The sequence below is a fragment of the Allobosea sp. P4_E12 genome (assembly GCF_056401655.1).
The window spans coordinates 70261-94710 of record NZ_JBFUIY010000004.1 but is presented as its reverse complement, the minus strand read 5'-3'; the positions used below and the strand labels follow the sequence as shown (position 1 = coordinate 94710).

Sequence of the window (24450 nt, the reverse complement as noted above, 5' to 3'; positions counted from 1 at the left end):
CAACGCTACAGGGACACCGCACGGAAAATCCATGGTTCGGGGCGTCCTCGTCGCCTACGACCAGCTGCAGCAGGCAACCAGAGGAAAGTCCATGACTCAGAAAGTCGCGATCATTACGGCCGGTGGCAGCGGGATGGGGGCTGCCGCCGCGCGCCGTCTCGCCAAGGACGGTTTCGCGGTTGCCATCCTGTCCTCATCCGGCAAGGGCGAAGCCCTGGCCCATGAGCTCGGCGGCATCGGAGTGACCGGTTCGAACCAGTCCAATGACGATATCAAGCGCCTCGTCGATGCGACCGTCTCCCGCTGGGGGCGCATCGACGTTCTCGTCAACAGTGCAGGCCATGGCCCGCGCGCGCCGATCCTGGAGATCCCGGACGAGGACTGGCATCGCGGCATGGAGGTCTATTTCTTGAGCGTCGTACGGCCGGCCCGGCTGGTGACGCCGGTCATGCAGGCTCAACGCTCGGGATCGATCATCAACATCTCGACGGCATGGGCCTTCGAGCCCGACGCTATGTTCCCGACATCGGCCGTGTTCAGGGCAGGGCTCGCCTCCTTCTCCAAGATCTTTGCCGACAAGTACGCAGCGGACAATATCCGCATCAACAACGTGCTCCCCGGCTGGATCGACAGCCTGCCGGCCACCGATGAGCGACGCCAGCGCGTGCCGCTGCAGCGCTATGGCAGGAGCGACGAAATCGCGGGCACGATCGCCTTCCTTGCCTCCGACGATGCCGGCTACATTACCGGACAGAATATTCGCGTCGACGGCGGCATCACGCGCGGGATCTGAGCAACAGCGCGCGCTGGGCTCTTGAACATTTGGGGGCTTGCGGAAAACGCTCGCGGCCCCCTCAGGCGCGCCCGGAAATGCCCTTTCCCCCCAGAAGGCTCCTTCCGACAGAGGGCTCTTGCCCGGTTGCCCTCGGGGGGAGTGGCTCCCGGGTCAGGGCGGAGGTGCAGGCCGGTGACGTGCTGTCTGGATGCTGCCGACCGCTCAGGGGTGGCCGCCTCCTGATGGGCTGAACACCGACCAGCCCGTCGCTTCGGCAATGCGCTCCAGCGCGAGGGTGCCGAGGCGGGAATTGCCGCATTCGTTCAGTCCGGGCGACCAGACGGCGATTGCGGCCTTGCCCGGCGCGATCGCCAGGATGCCGCCGCCGACCCCGGATTTTCCGGGCAGGCCGACGCGGAAGGCGAAGTCGCCGGAAGCATCGTAATGACCGCAGGTCAGCATCAGGGCATTGATGCGGCGGGCTCTTTGCGCCGAGATTACCCGCGCTCCGCCGGGCGAATGCAGGCCGCCGAGCATCAGGTAGCGCCCGGCCATGGCGAGCTGCCGGCAGCTCATGGCGATGGCGCATTGGTGGAAATAGACGCCAAGCGTCAGTGGCGCCGCATGCGTCAGATTGCCGAAGGCCTTCATGTAATTGGCCAGCGCAATGTTGCGGAAACCGGTCTCCTGTTCGGCGCGGGCCACGGTCTCGTCGATGACGATCGTCTCGTCCTCGGCGAGATAGCGGATGAAGCGCAGCAGTTCGCCGATCGCGATGCGCGGTTCATGTCCGGCGAGATTGACGTCGCTGACGACGAGTGCGCCGGCATTGATGAAGGGATTGCGCGGAATGCCCTGTTCGCGCTCGAGCTGGACGATCGAATTGAAGGGGGTTCCGGAAGGCTCGCGTCCGACGCGGCGCCAGAGCGTGTCGCCGACCTTGCCGAGCGCCTGGGTCAACGCGAAGACCTTGGAGACGCTCTGGATCGAGAAGGGCTCTTCGGCATCCCCGGCAGCATGCGTTGCGCCATCGGAGGTGACGATGCAGAGGCCGAACTGTCCGGGATCGACGTGGGCGAGCGGCGGAATATAGCTCGCGACCTCGCCCCGTTCGGGATGGGCGGCCATCTCCTCGGCCACCTCGTGGACGATTCGTCCGATATCTGCCACGGCCGCTCTCCGCTTTCCCGGACGGCAGGAAGCCCGAGGGCTGCAGGGGGGTCAAGATTGCGGCGCGCCAGACCGACCTTGCAAGGGGCCGTCGTTGCGGTGCTGCGGGCGACGATGCTTCGCTGCCGGATGACGCCGTGGGCGTGCGGCATTGCCTGGCCAGGATCGCTTTGGCGACATGCCGTGGGGGAGGAGCGCTGCGAGCTGCAGCAAGCCGCGAATCTTGGGCTCAGTGCAACTGGCGGGCCGAGCTGACCAGCAGCGGCGCGCCGGAGAAGGGCCGGTCGAGTTCGCTTTGCGACGCGATCATGCAGCGCGACTTGCCGCGCGACTTGGCCTGATAGAGTGCGCTGTCTGCCGCAGCGAGCAGGGTCATCATGTCCGTGCCGTGGTCCGGAGCAAGCGCAATCCCGACCGAGGCTCCCACGGTGACCTCGTGCTTGTTGTCGAGCTCGTAGGGCCGCGAAATCTCGCGGATCAGCCTTTCGCCGAAGCCGAGAAGTTGCGCGGCTTCGGTTTGCTCGGACAAGACGATGAACTCGTCTCCACCCATCCGGGCGGCGAGATCACCAGTGCGGATCATGCCACGCAACCGCTCGGCGACGAGCTGCAGCAGCCGGTCTCCGGCCATATGGCCATAGCTGTCGTTGACGGCCTTGAAGCCGTCGAGATCGAGATAGATCAGTGCGAGCCGCTTCTGTCCGGCATCGCGGGCGAAATGCGCGTCGAGTGCCTTCGTCAGGCCCGAGCGGTTCGAGAGCCCGGTCAACATGTCATGGCGCGCATGGAACTCGTTCTCGCGCTCGGCGCGCATCGTCGTGACCAGCATCTTGTTGAGCGTGCGGGTCGCCCGGCTCATGCTGAAAAGATAGAAGGGGATCTGCATGAAGACGATCAGCATGATCGGCTCGCCGAGGAAGGGCGCGGCAAAGCAGCAGGCCCCGAGCGTGAGGAAGATCATCACTCCGGCGAGTCGTGGCGCCCCGTAATTGCGAAAGCAGATGCCGCCGACCATTGCGGCGGCCGACAGGCAGGCGAGCGTGGCCACCACCCAATCGCCGCTGCTCAGGCTGATGAAGGTGCCGTAGCCGACACCGCCGGCCCAGGCGACGCCGAGCAGGATGTAGAGATCCGTCGGTGTTTCCTTGCCCTGCCTCGCCCGCTTCTGGGCGACGAGCAGCACGAAGAGCCGCGTCACGCAGCAGAGGACCTCGAAGGCGCACCAGAGCACGAATGGCAGCGTCGGAATCCGCATCGCGATCAGAAACGACACGGCGATGGTGTTGATCACGCCGCCGGCGAAGATCGGCAAGGTGCCATAGAGGCTCCCAATCAAGGCGACCCTGATGTCGGCGGGCACATCGGGGCCAGCATCGGTCAGCCAGCGCGTCAGGCGCCAGCGCGGCAAACTATAGCTTGATGCCTGGCCATTCATACGCGTGCTGCAACTCCCTGGCCGTGAGGTCCTGGAAGAGACCGGGTCGAGACCAGTGCTCTTGTTCGCGGCTCATAGGGCCGAGCTGTTACGATTCCGTGTGGAAGGCATAATGACTTGCGCACTTCCCTAGCGTCGGATCGTCACGCCGCCGCGACTACAGGCCCTTGCCGGAAAGTTTGAGCAGTCGGGCCACCTGGGCATCCAAGAAACCGCTGCTGCGCGCATCGGTGAGGTTGCCATCGGCATCAAACATCTTGTCGGCGAAACTGACGGCGACCATCTCGGGCACCATCAGCGCGCCGAAGCCGAGTTCGAGTGAGGTTCGCAACTGGGTCAGCCCGCGATAGGCGCCGAGCGAGCCGGTGGAAGCTCCGCCGAGCGCCACGACCTTGCCTGCAAGGCCGCTGGCGGGGGCGCCAGGCTTGGCTGTCGATGCCCAGTCGAGCGCGTTCTTCAAGGCCGGGGCGTAGCCGGCATTGTATTCGGGGCTCGCGATGTAGAGGCCGTCATGCGCGTCGATCAGCGCGCGCAGCTCATGGGCTGCCTGCGGCGCGTTTCCGAAGCCGGTGGCATCGACCAGGGGAAGCGGATAGTCGCCGAGCGAGATCTGCTTCACCTCTGCGTCGGCGGCACGCAGCCTCCTTGCCGCCAGCGTCGCGAGCTTGGTGTTGAGGGAGCCCTCGCGCCAGGAACCGGCGAAAACGAGAATTCTAGGTTCTGGCATGTGACGACCCCATGACCTGGCCGGAAAGCTCCGGCCTGTCCGCGATCAGGAAAGCCTGCACTCTTGCTGGCGGCCTGGAAACCCGGGCTGCGGTATCGACACTATGCGCGGGAGGGCGGGTGGGACCATCGCCCGGGAGCCGTCGCAGTCCTATGCCGCGMGACGATAGACCCAGACGCGGGCCGGCGGGATATTCCGCAAGACCCAGTCGGACACCATGGCCTTGAGGCCCGAACCCTTCCGCGGCACCGGCGAGATCACGGAGTAGGTGAACTGGATAAAGGGCGCATCCTGGATGAGCAGCGTGAAAGCGTCCTTGACGAGGGCCGTGCGCGTGGCCGGCGGGCGCGTGAATAGCGGCAGGCTGGAGACGACCGCTACGGCCTTCTCGCTCAGATGCCCGGCAAGCGTCGTCGATAGCGCATAGGCGTCGCCTTCCACCACGGTGGCGCGCGGAAAACGTTCGCGCAGCAGCTTGCAGAATTCGGGGCTGTACTCGACCAGGATCAGCCTGGACTCGTCGATGCCGCGTTCGATCAGCGCCTCTGTCACAGGGCCGGTTCCGGGGCCGATCTCGATCACCGGACCAGGTACGCTCGGATCGACGAAGGAGGCCATGCGGCGCGCCAGGAACGGGCTTGACGGGGTCACCGAACCCGTGCGCAGCGGGTCGTCGATCCAGGATTTCAGGAAGCGGGCATCGTCGCCGAACTTCGCCTTGGCCTCATTGACCCGGGTCTTCAGCTTCCCGGCCGTGTTGCGGACCTCGCCCTCGACCTTGTAACGCACGGCTGCGACCTTGAGCCTGGCCTCCGCCACGCTATCGGCCAACTCTGCGGCCGTGACGCGCATTTCACCCTCGATGCGAGCGGCAACGCTCGATTTGCCGAGCCGGCCGGCAAGCGCGCCGCGAGAATCCCGGGTGGTGGAAGGACGCGTCATGAAACCTCAGGCCTCGCCCCGTTAGCCGAAGCATCAGAACGAACAGATGCCGCTAGCGAGCAGAATTGACGTTAACCGTCAAGAAGTTCGGGTCAAGAGTGCGGCGTAGCGGTTGAGCTGTTTCAGATCAACGGTCTCGGATGGCGTTCGCGTTCGAAAAGCAGGGCCATGCGCGCGGTCAGCCGCGGGTTGAGCAAGGTGAGCCGTCCCCCGGCAAGCGAGAAGAGGCCGGCACGGCGCAGGCGCGACCAGGTTTTGCTGGTGTGGACAAGTGACAGGCCAAGCGCGTCTGCGAGGTGCTGTTGCGACAAGGGGAACTGGAAACTGTTGTCGCTGACGAGATCGAGCGCCTCGGCCCGGCGATAGAGCGAGATCATCAGTGCAGCAATGCGCTCGCCCGCATTGCGCTGGCCGACCGAGGTCAGATTCTCGTCGATCAGGCTCTCCTCGCGGGAGCCGAGCCACGCGATCTCGTATGACAGCGACGGCATGTGCACGAAGAGATCCCAGATCCGCTTGCGCGAAAAGGTGCAGAGCTCGACATCGGTCAGCGCTTCGATGCCATGTTGGGCCGCGCTCAGGAGTGACGCCTGCAGCCCGACCAGATCGCCCGGCAGCAGGAAGTTCAGAATCTGACGCCGGCCGTCGGGGAGCGATTTGTAGCGAAAGGCCCAGCCGGAGAATAACGTGAAGAGCTCGGCATCTTCCTGGCCGGGATGAATGACCTCCGATCCGGCCGGAACGGAACGATGATCGATCTTCATCCCCTGGATGAAGCGGACTTCCTCATCGCTCTTGTCCTTGAATGCCGCCTTCAGCCGCAAAGGGCAGGCCAGGCAAGGCACTCCGAGCCGGGCTATGCTGGCATGGTCGGGCATGGTCTTCATGACGCCATTATGCGCGGGGGAGCCGGCATAGCTCAATGGCGAATCGCATGCTGCGTGCGGTGCAACATATCCTTTGCAATTGGCGGAACTGGCAGAAGCGTTGCGGCGTTCTAGCGCCGTGGAGCGTGCCGATCTCCAGCCTCCGGTTTATGATTGCGACACCTCGCGATGATGCTCCGGTCAATGACATCTCGGGCGGGAGTTGCAAGGCCATGGCTGAGACACCGCAACCATCCAGGCGGTCGCGCATGCGGCAGTTTTTCCGCATCGCGCTGCGGTTCTGGAGCGGTGAGACCCGGTTGCGCGCCTGGGTCCTGACGATAGCGGTGCTGGTTTTCGTCGCTGCGCAGACGGCGAGCGCCGTCGGCATCAATAGCTGGAACCGGTACTTCTTCGATGCGCTTGAAAAGCGCGATACCGGCGCTGTCTGGTCGGTGATCGCCTGGCTGCCGGCGCTGGTCATCGCATTCAGCCTGTCGCTGTCTGCCCTCGTGATCAGCCGCATGCTGCTCCAGGCGCGATGGCGGGAGGACCTGACCATGCGTCTCGCCGGCTGGTGGATCGCTGATCAGCGCTATTATCGGCTCGGCTTCCTCACCAAGAGGCAGACGGCTCCCGAATACCGGATCGCAGATGACGTCCGGCTCGCGATCGAGCCGCTCGCCGAATTCGCGATCGGGTTGATCAGCGCGGCGGTGACGGCCGCGACCTTCGCCGCCATCCTCTGGCAGGTCGCAGGCTCAGCTCACTTCACGCTCGGTGGCGTGGCGGTCGTGATCCCGAGCTACATGGCGCTGGCCGCGATCGTCTATGCGGCGGTCGCGTCGCTCGCGGCCTATCTCACCGGACGACCGCTGGTCGCTCGCATTGCGGCCAAGAACGAGGCCGAGGCCCAGTTCCGGGCAGAAATGACGCGATTGCGCGAGAATGCCGAGAGCATTGCCCTGATCAAGGGCGATGCCGACGAGCGAGCATCGGTTGGCGAGAACTATGGCCGCGTCCTGGCCGCCTGGCTCCGCGTCATTCGCCAACAAGGCGTGATCGCATTGGTGCTCAACACCAATGGTGCCTTGTTTCCGATCGTGCCGCTGCTGCTGATCGCGCCGAAATATCTCTCGGGCGAGGTTACGCTCGGGGCCGTGATGCAGGTCGTCGCGGCGTTCAGCGCCGTTCAGGCCGCGCTGATCTGGTTCGTCGACAACTTCGTCAGGCTGGCCGAGTGGTTTGCCTCCGTCATTCGGGTCGACGAGCTTGTCGAAGAGCTGGAGGCGCTCGATGTCGGCACGATCATGGTCGGCGAGACCCAGATCTCGCTCGGCGAGAGTGATGACGGCGCGATTCATATCAAGGAGCTCTCGCTGGCGCACAGCAATGGGCGCATCGTCATCGCAGACGCGACGGTTATCATCGAACTCGGCGAGAAAGTTCTGATCGTTGGCGAGAGCGGCTCCGGCAAGAGCACGCTGATCCGGTCGCTGGCCGGCCTCTGGCCCTGGGGTTCAGGCTCGATCCAGGTGCCTCGCGGCAAGAGCATCGCCTTCGTGCCGCAGAAGCCCTACTTGCCCCTCGGCAATTTCAGGACAGTCCTGCTCTATCCCGATTCCGACATCCCCGTCAGCGACGAGACCATCATTGCCGCCCTTCGGCGCTGCGGCCTGGCCTACATGGCCAAGCGCCTGAACGAGGAGGATAATTGGGATCGCGTCCTGTCCGGCGGCGAGCGTCAGCGCGTCGCCTTCGTGCGCTTGCTGATCCAGAAGCCCGATATCATCATCATGGACGAGGCGACTTCGGCCCTCGATGAGGACAGCCAGAATTCGCTCCTTGGACTGTTCGAAGGCGAGCTCGCACACGCGACAGTCATCAGTGTCGGTCACCGCCCCGGCCTCGAGGATTTCCATGACCGCAAGATCACCCTGGAGAAGCGTCTCGCCGGCGCGCATTTGAGCTCGCGCCGGATCGGGAAGTCGCTCTGGCGGCTGTTTCGCAGCCGTCAGCCCGCCAACGAGGACGAGGAGGCCTGAACCGCCGCTCCCGGTTTCGTGATCGCTGCCACCCGCACAACGGGAACCGAACGGGCGGCGTCGCGTTCTCTTCGACGTAAACCGGTCAATGGTGACCGGTCGTGGCGTAGGGAGAGACAGATGTTGAATGACAGCCTTGCCCCCATCAAACGCGCCTTCGCCTTCTTTGGAATCATGGGCGCGGTGGTGGCCACGCTGACCTTCGGCTCGGCTCTCCAGAGCGCGACCGATCAAAGTTCGACCTCTGTCGCGGAGGCCAAGATTCGAAACAACGTCCCGACGGATAGCCAGCTGGCATCGGTGGATCCCGCCCAGAGGGTCGCCGATCGGACCAAGCGCGCCATCGCGAGCTCCCAGGAGGCTCGCGTGGCCGGGCCGATCGCCAGCGTTATTCGCTGAGCCGGAACCTACTGCGGGATAGCGCAATCAGGGGCGCTCGGTCGCGGTGCGACGGGAGCCCCGCGCGCTTGTCACGCGTGAAGCCGCCTTCGGGCGGCTTGTTTTGTCCGTGGCCGCGCTGACTGCCATGAGGCGCATCGCTTGGCCGGGAGGGTTCTGTGCAGCTGCGTATCCGTCACGCGACGACCTATCGCTACGCCCAGCCGGTCGGGTTCGGACCGCATCGCCTGATGCTGAGGCCGCGGGACAGTTTCGACCTGCGCGTCGTTGAAACCGCGCTCAGCATCACTCCGGCGGCGCAGTTGCGCTGGATGCATGATGCCTATGGCAATTCGGTTGCCATCGCGAGCTTCGAGGGGCAGGCCGACAGCCTCGACATCGTCAGCGAACTGGTGGTCGAGCGCTTCGGACCGGCCCTTCCGAGCCCGGTGCTCGCGTCGGACGCGGCCATGACGGGGGTTGTCTACACCCCCTCCGAACGCGCGGCGCTACAGCCCTATCTGGCTCTGGCGAGCGCCGATCCGGATGGCGCCCTCGACCAATGGCTTCTCGCCTTTCGCGCGCGGAGCGGCACCGGCACCGGGCACCTGTTGCGGGATCTCGCTCATGCCATCAATGACGCATTGAGCTACGCCATTCGCTATGACGAGGGCACACAACACCCGCTCGACACACTACAGCTGGGGAGCGGCTCCTGCCGTGACTATGCGTGGCTGTTTATCGAGCTGGCGCGCCGCCTGGGCTTCGCTGCCCGGTTCGTGACCGGTTATATTCACGAGCGTACCCTGGAAGGCGGCGGCCTCGTCTCACCGGCCGGCCTGACGCATGCCTGGGCCGACGTCTTCATCCCCTTCGACGGCTGGGTCGAGTTCGATCCGACCAATGATCTGGTGGCGGACCGCCAATTGCTGCGCATCGCCGTGGCCCGCGTTCCTGAGGACGCATCGCCGGTCTCCGGCAGCTATACCGGGCTCGCCGGAGCCTTCCTTGGCTTGAACGTTGGGGTCAGCATCGAGCCGGTCGAGACGGACGCCTGCTGAGCAGGCTCAGTCCCGATGCACGATGCGCCAGGAGCCCAGTGAGCGCCCGCCCGGCGCGGAGACCTCGGTCGCCGCGATCTGTGTCAGGAGACCGGCGAAGAGCTTGGGGGGCTCGGCATGGTCGATCTCGCGATCCGCCTTGATGCTGATCTCGATGGTCTCCTCATCGATATCGGTAGCGGTGACCGTCACGGTGAGGCCCGGTCCGTGCCGCAAGGCGCGCCCCACCACGTCGACGATCAGGAAGCCGAGCGGAATGATCCGGTCGACAGAAAGGGACGACATGGTCTCGATCTGGCTGATCAGGCCCTGGTCGCGGCGGCGGATGAGGTTCGAGATCATCGTCATGACGTCGTCGAGGAACAGGTCGACGCGGACAGGCTGCATTTCTCCATCGGCGAGCGTGAAGCGATAGGCTGCCGAGAGGACGTGGACGCGGCATTCGGCGTCGGCGAGCGCTAGCCTGGCTTCGCCGCGGGAATCGCGCTTGGTCAGCCCGATATAACTCTGGACGACCTGCAGGCTGTTCTTCACCCGGTGATGCAGCTCGCGCACCAGGAAGCGATTGTCGTCGAGGGCGTTCGAGAGCTTGCGCTGCCGCACCTCCTCCTCCTCGACCATCGCATTGAAGGCCTCCGCCACGCTCCGCATGTCGCTCGGCATATCCGCCGCAATCGGGGCCCGGGCACTCGAGAGTTTCGCACGTGTCCTGGCCGCCGTTTCGATGCCGCGCAGCCAGCGCACGCAATGCCGGTCGATTGCGCGCAGGTAGACGAAGCAGAGCAAGGCGAGGGTGAGGAGCGGGGTCAGCAGCAAAATGAGGAACTGCGTCTGGGCCGCACGTTCGGCTGCGTTGTCGAAACTCGCGATCACATAGAGGTCAGGCTCGGCAACCATGCGGGCGGCATAGGCGCGGTTGGGTCCGGCCCTGCTTGCCGCCTCCCAGCGGGCCTTGACCTCGGGCACCACTTCCTGCGCCGGCAGCCAGGACTCGTCGCCTTCATCGACTCCCCGGCTGGTGACGATTCCGCTGCCCCGATGGATCAGCGCGACCGCAAGGCTTTCATCGCTCTCGCCGAGGTCGAAGACCTTGTTGAGCAGGTCGGAGTCGGCGAGCAGCAGAGCTTCCTGCGCAGGCTGTTCGGGATCGTTACTATGAGCATAGACTGCGAGATAGCGCTGCCGATCGAGGATGAGATCGTCATAACGCACGGTCGCCAGTTCCGTGCCTGCCCAGATGCGGACCGGTGGTTTGGCGCTCAGTCGCTCTGCGGTCGCGGCAAGCTTGGCAGACGTGACATGCGGATCGAGCGAGACCGAGCAGATCTCGCCGTTGCGCATCTTGAGGTGAAGGGCGCTGTAGCCGGTTACCCGCTTCAGAATCTCTTGGGCGGCCGCATCGCAATCCCCGCTGCTCGACGTGCCGACGGCCGCGGCCGCCGTCAGCAACGAGCGCAAGGCGCCGCGATACCAGACGCGAGCGCGCACGGCATAGTCGTCCGCCGTGCGGATCTGGAAAGTCTGAATTGAGGCGATGACCGTTCGATAGGTCGTGATCGCGGCGATCGCCGACAGGCAGGCGATCGGCAACGCGATTGCGACCAGCAGAGCGAGAAGCCTGCCGCGGACGGTCTTGAACCGCGCCAGTCGCATCAGGGTCGGATGGGTTCGGAGCTGGTCCTGTGAACCGCTGCTGCGCTCTGACGATCGGGCCCGAGATCATCGAGACCTTTGATCGACAGCAGCTCCGCAAGCTTGGTGCGCGCCCTGTTGACGCGGCTCTTGATGGTGCCGATCGCGACGCCGCAGATCTCAGCAGCCTCCTCATAGGAAAGGCCCGTTGCGCCGACCATGATCAGCACTTCCCGCTGCTCCTCCGGCAGCTTGGCCAAAGCCTTGCGGAAATCGGCGAGATCGAGATGGCTCTCCTGGTTGCCGTGCACCGCCATGCGCTCGGCATAGGTGCCTTCACTGTCCTGCACCTCGCGGCCGCGCTTGCGGTAGAGCGAGTAGTAGGTGTTGCGCAGGATGGTAAAGAGCCAGGCGCGCAGGCTGGTGCCCGGTTCGAACTTGTCCGAGTTGCCCCAGGCCTTGAGCAGGGTGTCCTGCACCAGATCGTCCGCGAGCTGCATCGAACCCGAAAGCGACGCCGCAAAGGCGCGCAGGTTCGGGATTTCCTTGATCAGGCCGTCCTTGAACTCAGGGGCGCTCATCACTTGCTTCCTCAGCGGATGAACGGCTTTCCTTGGCTTCCAGCTGCGCCAGCAGAACCAGGAATTTGTCGGGGATGGGTGCGTTGATCAGATCGTCGTAATGCGCCTTGAGCGACCGGCCGATCGACTCCTGAACCCTGGGGTCCAGAATGGCTTCGAAATCCGTCTCTTCGCCCCCGTTCGGCTCTGGCATCTCGATCTTCATAGCACTCATCATACCCTCGCGCCGACGCCGCTCCGCTCTTGCTGCAGGGGCGGCCGGATTGCCCTGTTCAACCGTCTTCCACATCCCGGCCGATCATGATCCGCCGGGAGCATCATTGACACGTATGCTGCCAGATAACGGTCTAGTTTCAGAAAAGTTCCGGGCAAATCGTAAAATAAATTGCTTGTCAGAAACACGTTGCGGGTGCTCACTTTCGGCAGGTTGAAGAAGGACCAATCAATGTCGATTGCGAAGGAAATTGCCCCGCATCTGCCCTATCTGCGCCGCTTCGCGCGAGCTCTGAACGGCACGCAGGCGAGTGGCGATGCCTATGTCGTTGAAATGCTGGAAGCGCTCGTCGTCGATCCAAATTCCTTTCCGCGGGACGTCGATGCCCGCACCGGACTGTACAGGACTTTCCTGAAGCTCTGGTCGTCGGTCGGCATCAACAACCAGTCTTCGGGCGGTGTGGAGCGCTCGTCGGCCGAGCGCAATCTCAGTGCGCTGACGCCGCGTCCACGGCAGGCCTTCCTGCTGCGCACCGTCGAGGGCTTTTCGCTCGATGAGGTCGCGGTGATCATGGAGGTCTCGGCGGCGGAGGTGGCAAATCTCGTCCAGGTCGCGGGACAGGAAATCGCCGATCAGGTCGCCACCGACGTGCTGATCATCGAAGACGAGCCCATCATCGCGCTCGATATCGAAACGATGGTCGAAGAGCTGGGACATACGGTGACCGGTGTCGCCCGGACCCATCGCGAGGCGATTGCATCTGTCGCGAAAAAGCGGCCGGGCCTGGTGCTGGCCGACATCCAGCTTGCTGACGGCAGTTCCGGCCTCGAAGCCGTCAATGAGATCCTGAGCGCGATCGACGTCCCGGTGATCTTCATAACGGCCTATCCGGAACGCCTGCTGACCGGAGACCGGCCCGAGCCTGCCTTCCTGATCACCAAGCCATTCCAGCCGGAAGCGGTGAAGGCGGCGATCAGTCAGGCGCTGTTCTTTGACCGGCGCGCCGGTCGCAAGGCCGCCTGATACAGCTCAGTATGACAGCGGGGTCCGTGGCGTCATGGCGCAACGGACCCTTTTTCGTGCGTCTTACCAGCCCAGAAAACAGACGACCAGAAGTGCCGGAAACGGCAAGGCGACGATCATCGGCGCAATCCATTTCATGACATCTCTCCTGGCGCGTGGCCGCCTCACGACCGCCGCCCCTTGGTTATTGCAATCAGGCCGGTGATGGCCGCTCCGGCGAGCGCAGCGAAGAAAACGATCCTTGCGGCCATTGTCGCCAGCCCCGGCACACCGCCAAAAGCCAGCATCGCCGCAACAAGCGCTGCGATCAGGAATGTCACGGCCCACCCGGACATCGAGAAACCTCAGAATTCAACATGCATCGTTGAAGCAACGGTTCTGCCGCCGCAAAAGTTCCGCCTTGGTGGCCCGGGGCGGACGAGTGGTGAAGGGAACAAGTTTTACACACCCCGCGTTGCCTCAGGTGCGTTCCGAAATTTGAAGGAAGCCGAGAACGACAAGGATGATTCTGCTCGATATCTTTCCGGTTACGACGGACGCATCCATTTTATTTGGCAGTTACGTGGAAACCAGCGCGCTGATCACTCTGGCTGTCCTTCTCGTCGTTGCACCGCTTGCGCCTCTCCCTGCTGAAATCGTGACGGGGCCTGATTGAAGGAGGGAATGCTGCGATGACGTCCAGGGGCATGGGGCTGGTAGTGCGGGTGTGCTGCATTGGCGCGGTGGCCGCCATGTTGCCCCTTGGCACGCCTTCCAAGGCCGAGCCGGCCCCACGAACTCAGACGGAGCGCTCTGCGCCCATTGGCGTGCCGCCACCGCGCCCTCGGGATTTGGCTATACCTTCGCCTGCGCTGCCCTCCGTGTCGGCTCCCGCGGAACAGTCGCCCGCGAAGCCGGTCGAACCGCAGTCACCCGTCACCTCTACTCCTACTCCGCCCGGAGACGGCGCCTGCATGCGGGCATTGGCAGCCATCGCGGGCAATCGCATTCGTCAACCCGATGCGAAGCAGTACCGGGCAACGGACCCGGCCTGCCGGGTGCAGGAGCCGGTCGTCGTGGAGGCGCTTGCCTACCGTGCGAGCGACGGGCCGGGGACGGTTGTCTTCGCGCCGCCGGTCACGATCAGCTGTGCCATGGCGACGACGGTTTCGCAGTGGCTTGACGATACCGTCCAGCCCCTCGCCCGAGGGCATTTTGGGCGGGATCTCTCGCGTCTTCAGGTTGGAGGTGGCTATGAGTGCCGTCGGCGCAACCGCTCGACGGCCGGCCCGGTCAGTGAGCATGCGACGGGTCAGGCGCTCGATATCTTCGCTTTTGTCATGGGCGAGGAACGGTCGGGCGGTGTTCGTGTCATGGTCGAGAAGCCGGCAGGATTGGCTCAGGACCGTTTTTTGAAGTCGGTGAGGCAATCGGCGTGCGGGGCTTTCGCGACCAGCCTAGGCCCGGGCTCGGACGCCGCCCATGCCAATCATCTGCATGTCGATATTCAGCCGCGCCGCTCAGCCGCGGCGCGCTTCTGCCAATGACGGTGTGTGCCGTCGCTCAAGCGACGTTGTCGGAGATTTCGTCGAGTTCGACGCGGGTGAGCCGCCAGGGGTCGCTTGGGCGAAACAGGGCCACAGGAACCCGGCCGGTCTCGGCCTGCGCGCGGCGGATCGCGAGAATATCGAGCGCCGTGGTTTGGTCGAATCCCGACGCAATCAAATCCTCAAGTTCCCAAAAGGGAGGGAGCCGATCCGGCTCGCTGCCTGTCGGGATCAGCGTCGCTTGCAGAGGAGGGCTAATACGAGTGAACATCTCACGTTTCCGTCCAGGGGCGGAATTGGAACGCAACGCTCCTGCCTAGGTTCCAGACTGATTGGGAACTGTGGAGCTATTGCGGCATTTTTTGGTAACCATGTTGTCAGGAGATTCGTCATGATCCATCGGCCTGCCAAAATTGTCGCCGCAACCGCGTTCTGCGTTGCCGCTTTGAGCGCTCTTACAACCACGGCTGCGAACGCACAGAGCGGGGCCCCGGCAGGTCGGCTGAGTTGCCATGTCGGCGGCGCACTCAACCTTATCGTGACATCGCAGAAGCCCATGGAGTGCCGCTTTACGCCGCGCCGCGGGCCCGTGCAGCGCTATACCGGCGTTGTGCGCGGTTTCGGGCTCGATGTCGGCTCGTTCAAGCGCAGCAGCATGGGCTGGCGTGTCTTTGGTCCCTATGCGCGAGCCCCTCTGGGGGCGTTGGCGGGCACTTATGTTGGCGCAAGCGCCGGCGCTTCGGCGGGGACGGGAGGATCGGTGAACATGCTCATCGGCGGCGTCGAGAAGGATGTCACGCTGCAGCCTCTCTCACTGCAGACCCTGCGCGGCTTCAATGTCGCCGTCGGCGTTACCGGTCTCGAGCTTACGCTCGCGCCGTCGTCTTCTCCGTCGCGTGGGCGCCGCTGATGTCTCGCAACTTGCTCAAGACGGAGAGGCTTCTGCAAAGGGTTACGCTTCGATAACCTTCTTGCCGCATGTTTAGCTCAATTTGGAGCTTTCCGTCGCGGTGCGTCCCGCGTGCCGGAACAACGCCATGCTTCGCCGCGTTCTTCACCCAGAGGCGAAAGTTCCATGGCAGGTCGAGAAAGGACGCGGGATTGATGAGCCAGATCCGCATCCTGATCGTCGAGGACGACCCGTTCATCGCGATGGATATCGAGTATGCCGTGATGGACAAGCTCGGCGAGGATGCCGAGCTCATCATTGTCGGTTCCGTCGAGGAGGCTCGGCGCGCCATCGGCTCGCCGGTTTCCTGCGCATTGCTGGACATCGACGTTGTCGGCGGCAAGACGTTCGACGTTGCCAAGAGCCTGCTCAGCAAGGGGACGCCGATCGCGTTCGTGTCCGGTGCGACACCGGGCGATGTGCCGGACGCGTTGCGCCAGGTGCGTTTTCTGCGCAAGCCATTCTCGACGCGCGAGATTGCAAGCTTCGTATCTCGGGCGTTGAAGGCGAACTGACGGCACCCGGCGGCTCCGTTCCGGGCAGCTCCCGCGGTCGGTTCAGCTCACGTTGCGCTCAGTCTCTCTTAGGGAATATCAACGTGACCCGGGTTCCAGGGCGCTCTGTGCCCGGGGTGCGGGCGGCGACATCCATGGTTGCCCGCATGCTGCGTAGCAGGCTCGCAATGACCGTCTGACCCAGCCCCTTGGCCTCGGCCTGGGGCGGCATTCCAACGCCGTCATCTTCGATCGTCAGGACGAGTGTCGGGGCTTCGGTGCCGTCACCTCTGCCGAAGCGAATGACGACCCGCCCGGTCATGTTCCCGGGAAAGGCATGTTTGATCGCGTTGGTGACGAGCTCGTTGACGATCACCACGAAGGAGACCGCGTCGCGCCCGGGCAGCCGGATCGAATCCATATCGAGATCTATCGAGATGGGGCGGCCCTCCGCCGCCTTGCCGATCTCGTCCAGCAGGTCCTCCATATAGGGCCGGGCGTCGATCTCGTCGGTCTCGATGTCGAGACGCAGCCGGCGCTGTCCGGCGGCGATCGCCTGGATGCGCGATTGCGCCTGGGCGAGGGCCGCCTTCACCGCTGGCTCGCGCGTCTGCCGGCTCTGAACATTGAGCAGCGCGGAAACCATGGCGAGGTTGTTGCCAACGCGGTGGTTGACGTCACGCAGAAGCGCCTCGATGCGCAATCGCTCCGCTTCGAGCTGCTGCGTGCGCTCACTGACGATCTGTTCGAGTTCCGCATTGGTCATCGCGAGCGCTGCAGAGCGGCGCTGGCGCGTACGGACCTGCAGCCATGCCGCGAATGCGAGCCCTGCCAGCGCCACCACGATTCCGATGCTTGCCCAGAGCCGGCGGCGCTCCTCACGGCTGCTTAAGGCGACCAGCTTGATATTCTCGGCGAGCTGGATCTGCTGGATTGTCCCGCGGAGTTCGTCCATCGCCGCAATGCCGTGCCCGTCGCGGATTTGCGCCAGCGCCTCAGCCTGCCGGCCTTCGCGAGCAAGCGCTATCGCTGCCTCGAGTTCCTCGAATTTGCGGGCCATCTGGGCGCGCACCAAGGCCACCCGCTCGCTCTGCTGCTTGTCGTCGGAGACGAGGCGCTCAAGCGCTTCGAGGTCGGACGGAGCGGCCGCGCGGCCAGAGGTATAGGGGGCAAGGTAAGGTGTCGTACCAGTCAGCATATAGCCGCGCTGCCCGGTTTCAGCATCCCGCATGTGCCCGAGCAGGCGTTCGGCCTGTTCGCGAATCTCGACCGAATGAGCCACCTCGCGCGATGTTTCGATCGCTTGCGAATTGATCCAGGCCGCCAGGATGATCGCAACCCCGACGACGGTGATAGCAGCAATGGTCGTGGTCGCGGAGCGCAGCCGCCGGGCCAGCGTCGGCAATGGCGATAGAAAGATCGGGCCTTGCGGCCTTGCTTGGGCGGACATGGGCACCGTGATAGCCGACCGAAGTCACAATCCCTATGTAAAAAGACAGGATCGTCCATCCTCAGGGCCGCGCTACGCCTATGAGGACGCCGCGACGGGGCTCCGAAGCGAGGTTCTCAGCTCTCTCCCTCGGCGCCATCGTCCCCCTTGAAAAGCTGACGTCCGAGGATCGCGCCCAGGATCACCACGCCGCCGACGAGAACGGTGCTCCACTTCTTGCGGGAGCTCAGCAGCGAGGCCGCGACCGGAGCGGCGGCCAGGGCGGTTGCAGCGAAGGGCGGGGGCGGCCGGCGACGGCTGTTGATGAAAGCCGCGATCGCGAAGACCAGCAGACCGGCAATAACCAGCCCGCCGGCGATGATCAGGCTCGCCTGGACCTTGCCATAATGCAGCTCCAGCACCGCATGCAGGGCGCCGAGCGCGAAGCCGACGGCGCAGATCATCAGCAGGACCGCCAACCCGTACAGGCCGTAGACGACGATATTGCGCTTCACCCTGCCGCGGATTTCCGACGCCAGCAGTGCTCCCAGCCCCCCGATCATGATCTCAGCGTGCCGAAAGGAAGCCGACGAACAGACCGACCGCTGCGGCCACGCCAAGCGCGCGCAACGGGCGTTCCTGAATTTCCGCGACGATCAGGCGCTGCAATTCGGTCGCCTGCTCCTTGGCGACGTCGACCATCTTGTCGGTATCGACCCCGACGGCCCTGAGCTTTTCGCTCACCGTCGCCGCGAGGTCTTCGGCGCTGCGAGACAGGCTCTCCTCGACATTCTCGGCTTCGCCGCGAACGCGGCGCCCGGCTGTAGTCGCGCGCTTGGCGATGTCGTCGGCGCCGGCTGCGATCTCATCCCCGGCGCTCTTGACGGAGGTCTCCGCCTGACGCTTCGCGGAAGTGGCGGTCTTGGCCATGTCTGTCGTTCCCTATGTCTGGAAAACCGGTTCCGTCGAGAAATCGACGCGTCATGGTGGCAACGCGCCATCCTCGCTCCGGTTCCGCGAACTGCTCGGTGATCAGCCCGGCCGTTAAGCCGGTTTGGTCTCCTCGCCAGCGTCGTCAAGCTGCGTCTTGCGATACCGCGCGAACGCCTCTTGCGCCACCATGGCAACGAGGAGGATCGGAGTCGAGAGCACTGCGCCTGCCGGCCCCCAGAGCCAGAGCCAGAAGATGAAGCCGATGAAGACCAGGAAGGGCGACACCGTCAGCGTGCGGCCAACGAAGACGGGGGTGATCGCGTTCCCCTCGAGAAGGTGGAGTATGAAATAGGTGGCCGCCGGCCAGGCCGCGCTGAGGAGCGAAGGCGCATCGAGCAGGGCGCCGGCAAACAGCATCACTGTGACGATGATCGGGCCAATGAAGGCGAGATAGTTGAGGAGGAAGGCGAGCGCACCCCAGAATACCGGAAAGGGGAGTCCAGCGAGCCAGGCGATCGCCATCGAGGCCAGGCCCATGCCGAGATTGATCAGCGTGACGAGGCCGAAATAGCGGGCGACCCGCACTTCGATCTCCTCGAAGAAGGATCCGGCGGACCGGCGTGCGCCATGGCCGAGGCAGAGCCTGAGGACGCGCGCCTTGAAAATCCGGCGGGTCGCCAGCCAGAAATACACTGTCGCCACGAAGATCAGCAGCCCGCCGGCGGCAGTGGAGGAGCCGAGCGCGATATCGAAAAGCGGATTGCCTTGCGAGACGTTCAGTTCCACGCCGCTCTTGCCAGAGAGGCTGGCTGCCATCTTCTTGAATTCGTCCATGAAGATAAGGACGCCGGCCAGTTTCGAGCGCAGCGCGGCCAGCATGGCCGGGAACTGATCGCTCCAGGTCGCGATCGGCACTGCCAGCACCGTCAGGGAACCGATCAGGAGCAACACGCCGACAAGGACCACGATAAAGGCAGCCAGGAGCTGCGGCACGCCATGGCGCACCAGCCAGTCGACGACCGGGCCGAGCACGAGGCCGAAGATCACCCCCGCGGTGACAGGCAGGGCAATGACCTTGGTGACGGAGAGTGCCGCAGTGGCCAGGATCACGAAAATGCCGACGATGGCATAACGCAGGATCAGGTCATGCTCGTAAGGCGTGACGGTGCTGCCGCTCTCCTCCTCAACGACCTCAGGCTCCACCATATAGCGCGGAAAAGGCCTCCAGGCCGACGTGTTGAGCATGATGCGTTACCCCCGCGCGCGCCGAGGCACGACGGAACGATAACGTCAGTGCGGCCGCTCTGGTTCCCGCCCGGTCTGGCTCGCGGTCAGTGCGCCTCGTCCCAATTGCCGGCCGCGCGCGCATCGACCTGGAGCGGCACTCGCAGCTGTACCGCCGGGTGCGGCGCCTCAACCATCACCTTGGTGATCACCGGCAAGGTTGCCTCGACCTGCGCGTCTGGCACTTCGAAAACGAGTTCGTCATGCACCTGCAGCAGCATGCGGGCATCGAGCCTGGCCTCAGTCAGGGCTCCTTCCATCCGGATCATGGCACGGCGGATGATGTCGGCCGCCGAGCCCTGGATCGGTGCGTTGATCGCCTGACGCTCGACAAAGGCGCGCTCGGACGGGTTCTTCGAGGCGACGGCCGGGAAATGGCAGACGCGGCCGAAGATCGTGGTGACATGACCGTTCGCCCTGACCGCCGTCTTGGTCTGATCCATATAGTCGCGGATGCCGGGGAAGCGCTCGAAATACTTGCGGATATAGGCGCCCGCTTCCTCGCGCCCGATGCCGAGCTGATTGGCGAGGCCGAAGGCCGAGATGCCATAGATGATGCCGAAATTGATCGCCTTGGCGCGCCTGCGCACCTCGCTCGGCATGCCCGCGACCGGCACGCCAAACATTTCCGACGCAGTCATGGCGTGGATGTCGATGCCGTCGGCAAAGGCCTGCCGGAGCTGCGGTATGTCCGCGATATGGGCGAGAAGGCGCAGCTCGATCTGGCTGTAGTCGGCCGAGATCAGTTTGTGACCCTTCTCCGGAATGAAGGCCGTGCGGATCTTGCGACCTGCTTCGGTGCGGATCGGGATGTTCTGGAGATTGGGCTCAGAGGAGGAGAGCCGCCCCGTCGTCGTCGCGGCCAGGGCATAGGACGTGTGCACCCGGTTGGTCGCCGGGTTCACGTAGGCCGGCAGTGAATCGGTATAGGTCGACTTCAGCTTGGCGAGCTGGCGCCATTCCAGGATCTTCGACGGCAGCGGGTGGCCCTGCTCTGCGAGATCTTCGAGCACGCCGGCGCCGGTCGCCCATTGTCCGGTCGCGGTCTTCTTGGCGCCAGCGAGCCCCATCTTGCCGAACAGGATGTCACCGAGCTGCTTGGGACTGCCGATCGTGAACTTCTCGCCGGCGATCTCGTAGATCTCATCCTCGAGCCGCGCGAGCCCCTGCGCGAAGTCGCCCGAGAGCCGCGACAGGATCTGCCGGTCGATGGCGATGCCGCGGCTTTCCATGCGCGCGAGAACGGCGACCAGGGGCCGTTCGAGCGTCTCATAGACGGTGGTCTTGCTTTCGGCTGTCAGGCGGGGCCGGAGCGCGCGCCAGAGCCGCAAGGTGACGTCGGCATCCTCTGTCGCATAGGCGGTCGCCTTTTCCAGATCGATCTTGTCGAAGGTCACCTGTGCCTTGCCGGTGCCCGCGACCTGCGAATAGGGGATGGTCTCGTGGCCAAGATGCAGCTCCGAGAGCTTGTCCATGCCGTGGCTGTTATTGCCGGCATCGAGCGCATAGGAGATCAGCATCGTGTCCTCGATCGGGGACACGGCGAGTCCGTGACGCTGCAGGACGAGCAGGTCGTATTTCAGGTTCTGGCCGATCTTCAGCACGCCGCTATCGGCAAGCAGCGGTTTCAGCGCCGCGACTGCGTCGGCGACGGGAATCTGGCCCTCCAGCATACCACCGCCGAACAGGTCGGTGCCGCCACGATGCTGCAACGGGATATAGCAGGCGCGGCCTGGCGCGACGGCGAGCGAGATGCCGATGAGATCGGCCTGCATCGCATCAAGCGAGTTCGTCTCGGTGTCGAGCGCGACCTGGCCGGCCTCATAGGACCACGCGATCCAGCGCTGGAGATCGGCGAGCGTGCGCACGCATTCATAGGTCGAGCGGTCGATCGGCAGCTTCGCGACCTCGTCGCGCCGCTGTGCCACGAGATCGGCCGGCTTCATCCAGCCATCTGTCGCGGAGGCTGCCGCGATGGGCGCTTGCGCCGAGCCTGGAGCCGCGACCGTTCCGTTGGTCGTGGCGGCGATCGCGTCACCGGCCGGTCCGTCCGTGCCGGCATAGAGCGCCTTGAGCTCGGCTGCACGCGATCCGCCGGGTGCGAGCGCCGGGTCGGGGTCGACTGCCGCGACATCGACCTCGTAGGCCTCGGCAACGCGCTTGGTGATGGTGGTGAACTCCATCGCCTTGAGGAAGGCGACCAGCCTGGCCGGATCGGGCTGGTTCAGTGTCAGGTCGGCAAGCGGTGTCTCGACCGCGACATCGTCGACCAGGGTGACGAGCTTGTGCGAGATCCGGACCTTCTCGACCACCTCGGGATTGGTCAGCGTCTCCCGGCGCTTCGGCTGCTTGATCTCGCCGGCGCGCGCCAGCAACGTCTCCAGATCGCCGAACTCGCCGATGAGCTGGGCAGCGGTCTTGATGCCGATCCCGGGCGCGCCCGGCACATTGTCGGTGGCATCGCCGGCAAGCGCCTGCACGTCGACGACCTTGTCGGGCGTCACGCCAAAATACTCGACCACCTCGGGCTCGCCGATCTTGCGCTCGGCACGAAAGCCCTTGCCCTTCGATGCGTCGCCGGAGGCAGGGTCGTACATGGCGACGCCCGGCCGCACGAGTTGCATCAGGTCCTTGTCGGCCGAGACGATCAGCACGTCGGCCCCAGCCTCGCGCGCCTGCCTGGCATAGGTCGCGATCAGGTCGTCGGCCTCGTAGACATCCTGCTCGACCGGGATCAGGCCGAAGGCACGGACCGCCTCTCGCATCAGCGGGAACTGCGGAATCAGGTCGGCCGGGGGCTCGGAGCGATTGCCCTTATAGGCCGGGTAGAGAGCCTTGCGGAACGAGTTCTCCGTCTTGTCGAAGACGATGGCGAGGTGGGTCGGCTTCACGCCGAGCACGCCCTCGCGCACGAACTGGAAGAGCTTGGTCGCAAACAGCCTCACTGCGCCGGAGGGCAGTCCATCCGAGCGCGAAAGATACTTCCGGTCCTGATTGATCGACTGGAAATAGGCGCGGAAGATGAAGTTCGAGCCGTCGACGAGAAAGAGATGGTCGCCGGGCTTGAGGTCTGGTGCGGTCGTGCTCATGGCGCGGACCTTATGCGGGCGGCGCGGCCGGGTCCATTGCATCCGGGGCGCGATTCGCAGCAAGCTGCGCCAAAACACGTCAGGAGCGAAACGTCATGAGTCCCTACGTCACCATGCCTCTGGTTTTCGAGGGGGTTCCCGAGGATCAGATGCAGGGGCGCGCCGAGGCCTTCCTTGCCCGCATGCGCAAGCGCCGCACGGTGCGCGACTATTCGCAGCGGCCGGTTCCGCGCGAACTGATCGAGACGGCGGTTCGGGCCGCCGGAACCGCTCCGTCCGGTGCGAACCAGCAGCCCTGGACCTTCGTCTGCATCTCCGATCCGGAGCGCAAGAAGCTGATCCGAGAGGGGGCGGAAGAGGAGGAGCGTGCCTTCTATGCCGGTCGGGCCGGCGAGGAATGGCTCGGTGCGCTTGCCCATCTCGGCACCGACGACAGCAAGCCCTTCCTCGAAGAGGCACCCTGGCTGATCGCAATCTTTGCGCAACGCTGGGGTTATGATGCGCAGGGCCGCAAGGTGAAGCACTATTACGTACCGGAATCGGTCGGCATCGCGACCGGCTTCCTGATTGCGGCGCTGCACGATGCCGGGCTCGCGACCCTGACCCATACGCCGGCGCCGATGAATTTCCTGAACGAGATCTGCGGGCGGCCGGACAATGAGAAGGCGTTGATCCTGCTCGTCGTCGGCTATCCCGCCGATGACTGCCTCGTTCCGGCGATCGGCAAGAAGCCGCTGGAGGAGATCGCGAGTTTCCTTTGACTGGGTCGGAGCCTGATGCTCGCCGCTGCGGCGAGCATCAGGCTCCTGAACACGAGCCTCGATTGGCGAGGGGCGCGCATGGTCGGAGCGGACTTGGCCATGACGGACCCTATCTGGGCTCAGGGGCCCCGCCGGCTTACGCGGTGATCGCGTCGATCTCAGCCAGTTCATCGGCATTGAGCGTCCAGCTCGCGGCCTTCACATTGGCTTCGATCTGCTCGGGCCTGGTGGCGCCCGCGATGACGCTGGAAACGACGGGCTGAGCCGCCAGCCAGGAGAAGGCCAACTCGACCATCGTCTTGCCGTGCTTCTCGCAGAAGGCGGAGAGCTTCTCGGTCTTCTGCCAGTTCGCCTCGGTCAGGACCTCGTTGGCGCGCTGGGCCTCACGCGTCATGCGCGCGCCGTCCGGCATCGGCTGATTGCGCTTGTATTTGCCGGTGAGCATGCCGTTCGCGAGCGGGAAATACGGCAGGAGCCCCATGCCAAAATGGCGGGCAGCCGGAATCAGCTCCTTTTCCGCGCCGCGCACCAACAGGCTGTACTCGTCCTGGCAGGAGGCAAAGCCCTCGATGCCATGGTTGCGCGCCGTCCAGTAGGCATCGGCGACCTGCCAGCTCGGCAGGTTCGAGCAGCCGATATAGCGCACCTTGCCCTGGCGGATCAGGTCCTCGAGCGTGCGCAGCGTTTCCTCGATGGGGGTCAGCGGGTCCGGCCGGTGGATCTGGTAGAGGTCGATCCAGTCCGTCTTCAGCCGCTTCAGCGAAGCCTCTACGGCCTCCACGATATAGCGCCGCGAGCCGCCCTTCTTGATGCCCTCGGCATCCATGTCCATGCCGAACTTGGTCGCCAGCACGATGTCCTTGCGGCGTGCGCCCAGGAGTTCGCCGAGAGCCGTCTCCGAGCCGCCGCGCGCGCCATAGATGTCGGCGGTGTCGAACAGGGTGATGCCGCACTCGATCGCCTTGTCGACGACCTTGCGGGCCGCCTCGAGATCGATCCGGCCGCCGAAATTGTTGCAGCCGAGGCCGACGAGCGAAACGCGCAGGCCGGTACGGCCGAGATTGCGGGTAAGCATGATGTGATCCTCCCAGAGTGTGCGGCAGAGGATCAGAGCCAAGGCGACGTGGCAATCGCCG

General features: G+C 64.6%; 26 protein-coding genes. 10 read left to right on the top strand and 16 right to left on the bottom strand.

Annotated features, from left to right (window positions below; genetic code table 11):
• Positions 1-91: 91 nt before the first annotated feature.
• Complete coding sequence (locus AC1DW9_RS06045) at positions 92-793, top strand: SDR family oxidoreductase (protein WP_441490571.1); 702 nt, start codon at positions 92-94, stop codon at positions 791-793.
• A 204-nt stretch (positions 794-997) separates the two neighbouring features.
• Here the strand turns inward: AC1DW9_RS06045 and AC1DW9_RS06040 are convergent, their stop codons facing one another.
• The 5 genes from AC1DW9_RS06040 to AC1DW9_RS06020 all read right to left on the bottom strand — a co-directional run bounded on the left by AC1DW9_RS06040 (position 998) and on the right by AC1DW9_RS06020 (position 5936).
• The gene (locus AC1DW9_RS06040) at positions 998-1945 is read right to left on the bottom strand and encodes a glutaminase (RefSeq protein WP_441504964.1); all 948 of its coding nucleotides are present in this window, start codon (positions 1943-1945) and stop codon (positions 998-1000) included.
• 229 nt (positions 1946-2174) lie between these two features.
• Positions 2175-3380, bottom strand: a complete 1206-nt coding sequence (locus tag AC1DW9_RS06035; protein ID WP_476767515.1) for a diguanylate cyclase domain-containing protein — start codon at positions 3378-3380, stop codon at positions 2175-2177.
• A gap of 157 nt (positions 3381-3537) precedes the next feature.
• Positions 3538-4107, bottom strand: coding sequence for an NADPH-dependent FMN reductase (locus tag AC1DW9_RS06030; RefSeq protein WP_441504962.1), 570 nt, complete (start codon positions 4105-4107; stop codon positions 3538-3540).
• Positions 4108-4257: 150 nt separating this feature from the next.
• On the bottom strand, positions 4258-5049 hold the full coding sequence (locus AC1DW9_RS06025) for a class I SAM-dependent methyltransferase (RefSeq protein ID WP_476855052.1): 792 nt from the start codon (positions 5047-5049) through the stop codon (positions 4258-4260).
• Between the two features lie 122 nt (positions 5050-5171).
• Positions 5172-5936 (bottom strand): Crp/Fnr family transcriptional regulator, encoded by a 765-nt coding sequence (locus tag AC1DW9_RS06020; protein ID WP_476767517.1) that lies wholly within the window; start codon positions 5934-5936, stop codon positions 5172-5174.
• 248 nt (positions 5937-6184) lie between these two features.
• On the opposite strand from AC1DW9_RS06020, the gene AC1DW9_RS06015 reads away from it, so the two are divergent.
• The 3 genes from AC1DW9_RS06015 (at position 6185) to AC1DW9_RS06005 (ending at position 9399) form a co-directional block, all read left to right on the top strand.
• A complete protein-coding gene (locus AC1DW9_RS06015) occupies positions 6185-7960 on the top strand; it encodes an ABC transporter ATP-binding protein/permease (RefSeq protein ID WP_476767518.1) in 1776 nt (591 codons plus the stop codon).
• 120 nt (positions 7961-8080) lie between these two features.
• Positions 8081-8359 carry a hypothetical protein gene (locus tag AC1DW9_RS06010; RefSeq protein ID WP_441504958.1) on the top strand — a complete coding sequence of 93 codons (279 nt, stop codon included), beginning with the start codon at positions 8081-8083 and terminating at the stop codon, positions 8357-8359.
• 158 nt (positions 8360-8517) lie between these two features.
• The gene (locus AC1DW9_RS06005) at positions 8518-9399 is read left to right on the top strand and encodes a transglutaminase family protein (RefSeq protein WP_441504957.1); all 882 of its coding nucleotides are present in this window, start codon (positions 8518-8520) and stop codon (positions 9397-9399) included.
• A 6-nt stretch (positions 9400-9405) separates the two neighbouring features.
• Here the strand turns inward: AC1DW9_RS06005 and AC1DW9_RS06000 are convergent, their stop codons facing one another.
• The 3 genes from AC1DW9_RS06000 to AC1DW9_RS05990 are packed head-to-tail and all read right to left on the bottom strand — an operon-like array spanning position 9406 to position 11901.
• Positions 9406-11052, bottom strand: coding sequence for a sensor histidine kinase (locus AC1DW9_RS06000; RefSeq protein ID WP_476767519.1), 1647 nt, complete (start codon positions 11050-11052; stop codon positions 9406-9408).
• The gene (locus tag AC1DW9_RS05995; protein ID WP_043234959.1) at positions 11052-11612 is read right to left on the bottom strand and encodes a sigma-70 family RNA polymerase sigma factor; all 561 of its coding nucleotides are present in this window, start codon (positions 11610-11612) and stop codon (positions 11052-11054) included. The genes AC1DW9_RS06000 and AC1DW9_RS05995 overlap by 1 nt, the downstream gene beginning before the upstream one ends.
• The gene (locus AC1DW9_RS05990) at positions 11599-11901 is read right to left on the bottom strand and encodes a NepR family anti-sigma factor (protein WP_476775078.1); all 303 of its coding nucleotides are present in this window, start codon (positions 11899-11901) and stop codon (positions 11599-11601) included. The genes AC1DW9_RS05995 and AC1DW9_RS05990 overlap by 14 nt, the downstream gene beginning before the upstream one ends.
• A gap of 156 nt (positions 11902-12057) precedes the next feature.
• Between AC1DW9_RS05990 and AC1DW9_RS05985 the strand changes: the two genes are divergently transcribed.
• On the top strand, positions 12058-12849 hold the full coding sequence (locus AC1DW9_RS05985; protein WP_441490582.1) for a response regulator: 792 nt from the start codon (positions 12058-12060) through the stop codon (positions 12847-12849).
• 164 nt (positions 12850-13013) lie between these two features.
• Here AC1DW9_RS05985 and AC1DW9_RS05980 read toward each other — a convergent pair whose 3' ends face one another.
• On the bottom strand, positions 13014-13184 hold the full coding sequence (locus tag AC1DW9_RS05980) for a DUF1328 domain-containing protein (protein ID WP_441504954.1): 171 nt from the start codon (positions 13182-13184) through the stop codon (positions 13014-13016).
• Between the two features lie 167 nt (positions 13185-13351).
• Between AC1DW9_RS05980 and AC1DW9_RS05975 the strand changes: the two genes are divergently transcribed.
• Entirely contained in the window at positions 13352-13504 is a 153-nt protein-coding gene (locus tag AC1DW9_RS05975; RefSeq protein WP_476767520.1) for a hypothetical protein, read from the top strand.
• A 298-nt stretch (positions 13505-13802) separates the two neighbouring features.
• Positions 13803-14375, top strand: a complete 573-nt coding sequence (locus AC1DW9_RS05970; protein ID WP_476767521.1) for an extensin-like domain-containing protein — start codon at positions 13803-13805, stop codon at positions 14373-14375.
• A gap of 16 nt (positions 14376-14391) precedes the next feature.
• On the opposite strand, the gene AC1DW9_RS05965 is transcribed toward AC1DW9_RS05970, so the two are convergent.
• Positions 14392-14682: a hypothetical protein gene (locus tag AC1DW9_RS05965; protein WP_441504951.1), complete on the bottom strand. Its 291-nt coding sequence runs from the start codon at positions 14680-14682 to the stop codon at positions 14392-14394.
• A gap of 84 nt (positions 14683-14766) precedes the next feature.
• On the opposite strand from AC1DW9_RS05965, the gene AC1DW9_RS05960 reads away from it, so the two are divergent.
• Together AC1DW9_RS05960 and AC1DW9_RS05955 are read left to right on the top strand one after the other, a co-directional pair.
• The gene (locus tag AC1DW9_RS05960; RefSeq protein WP_441490585.1) at positions 14767-15285 is read left to right on the top strand and encodes a DUF992 domain-containing protein; all 519 of its coding nucleotides are present in this window, start codon (positions 14767-14769) and stop codon (positions 15283-15285) included.
• 194 nt (positions 15286-15479) lie between these two features.
• Complete coding sequence (locus AC1DW9_RS05955; protein ID WP_069878378.1) at positions 15480-15839, top strand: response regulator; 360 nt, start codon at positions 15480-15482, stop codon at positions 15837-15839.
• Between the two features lie 58 nt (positions 15840-15897).
• Here the strand turns inward: AC1DW9_RS05955 and AC1DW9_RS05950 are convergent, their stop codons facing one another.
• The 5 genes from AC1DW9_RS05950 to polA all read right to left on the bottom strand — a co-directional run bounded on the left by AC1DW9_RS05950 (position 15898) and on the right by polA (position 22553).
• Positions 15898-17268, bottom strand: a complete 1371-nt coding sequence (locus AC1DW9_RS05950; RefSeq protein ID WP_476767524.1) for a sensor histidine kinase — start codon at positions 17266-17268, stop codon at positions 15898-15900.
• A gap of 116 nt (positions 17269-17384) precedes the next feature.
• Positions 17385-17810, bottom strand: coding sequence for a hypothetical protein (locus AC1DW9_RS05945; RefSeq protein ID WP_441490588.1), 426 nt, complete (start codon positions 17808-17810; stop codon positions 17385-17387).
• A 4-nt stretch (positions 17811-17814) separates the two neighbouring features.
• Positions 17815-18177, bottom strand: a complete 363-nt coding sequence (locus AC1DW9_RS05940) for a glycine zipper domain-containing protein (RefSeq protein WP_441490589.1) — start codon at positions 18175-18177, stop codon at positions 17815-17817.
• 114 nt (positions 18178-18291) lie between these two features.
• On the bottom strand, positions 18292-19425 hold the full coding sequence (locus AC1DW9_RS05935) for an AI-2E family transporter (RefSeq protein WP_476767526.1): 1134 nt from the start codon (positions 19423-19425) through the stop codon (positions 18292-18294).
• 86 nt (positions 19426-19511) lie between these two features.
• Positions 19512-22553 (bottom strand): DNA polymerase I, encoded by a 3042-nt coding sequence (gene polA / locus AC1DW9_RS05930; RefSeq protein WP_476775076.1) that lies wholly within the window; start codon positions 22551-22553, stop codon positions 19512-19514.
• A gap of 95 nt (positions 22554-22648) precedes the next feature.
• Here polA and AC1DW9_RS05925 point away from each other — a divergent pair, with 95 nt between their 5' ends.
• The gene (locus AC1DW9_RS05925; RefSeq protein ID WP_476767528.1) at positions 22649-23314 is read left to right on the top strand and encodes a nitroreductase family protein; all 666 of its coding nucleotides are present in this window, start codon (positions 22649-22651) and stop codon (positions 23312-23314) included.
• A gap of 136 nt (positions 23315-23450) precedes the next feature.
• On the opposite strand, the gene AC1DW9_RS05920 is transcribed toward AC1DW9_RS05925, so the two are convergent.
• The gene (locus tag AC1DW9_RS05920) at positions 23451-24389 is read right to left on the bottom strand and encodes an aldo/keto reductase (protein ID WP_476767529.1); all 939 of its coding nucleotides are present in this window, start codon (positions 24387-24389) and stop codon (positions 23451-23453) included.
• Between the last annotated feature and the right edge of the window lie 61 nt (positions 24390-24450).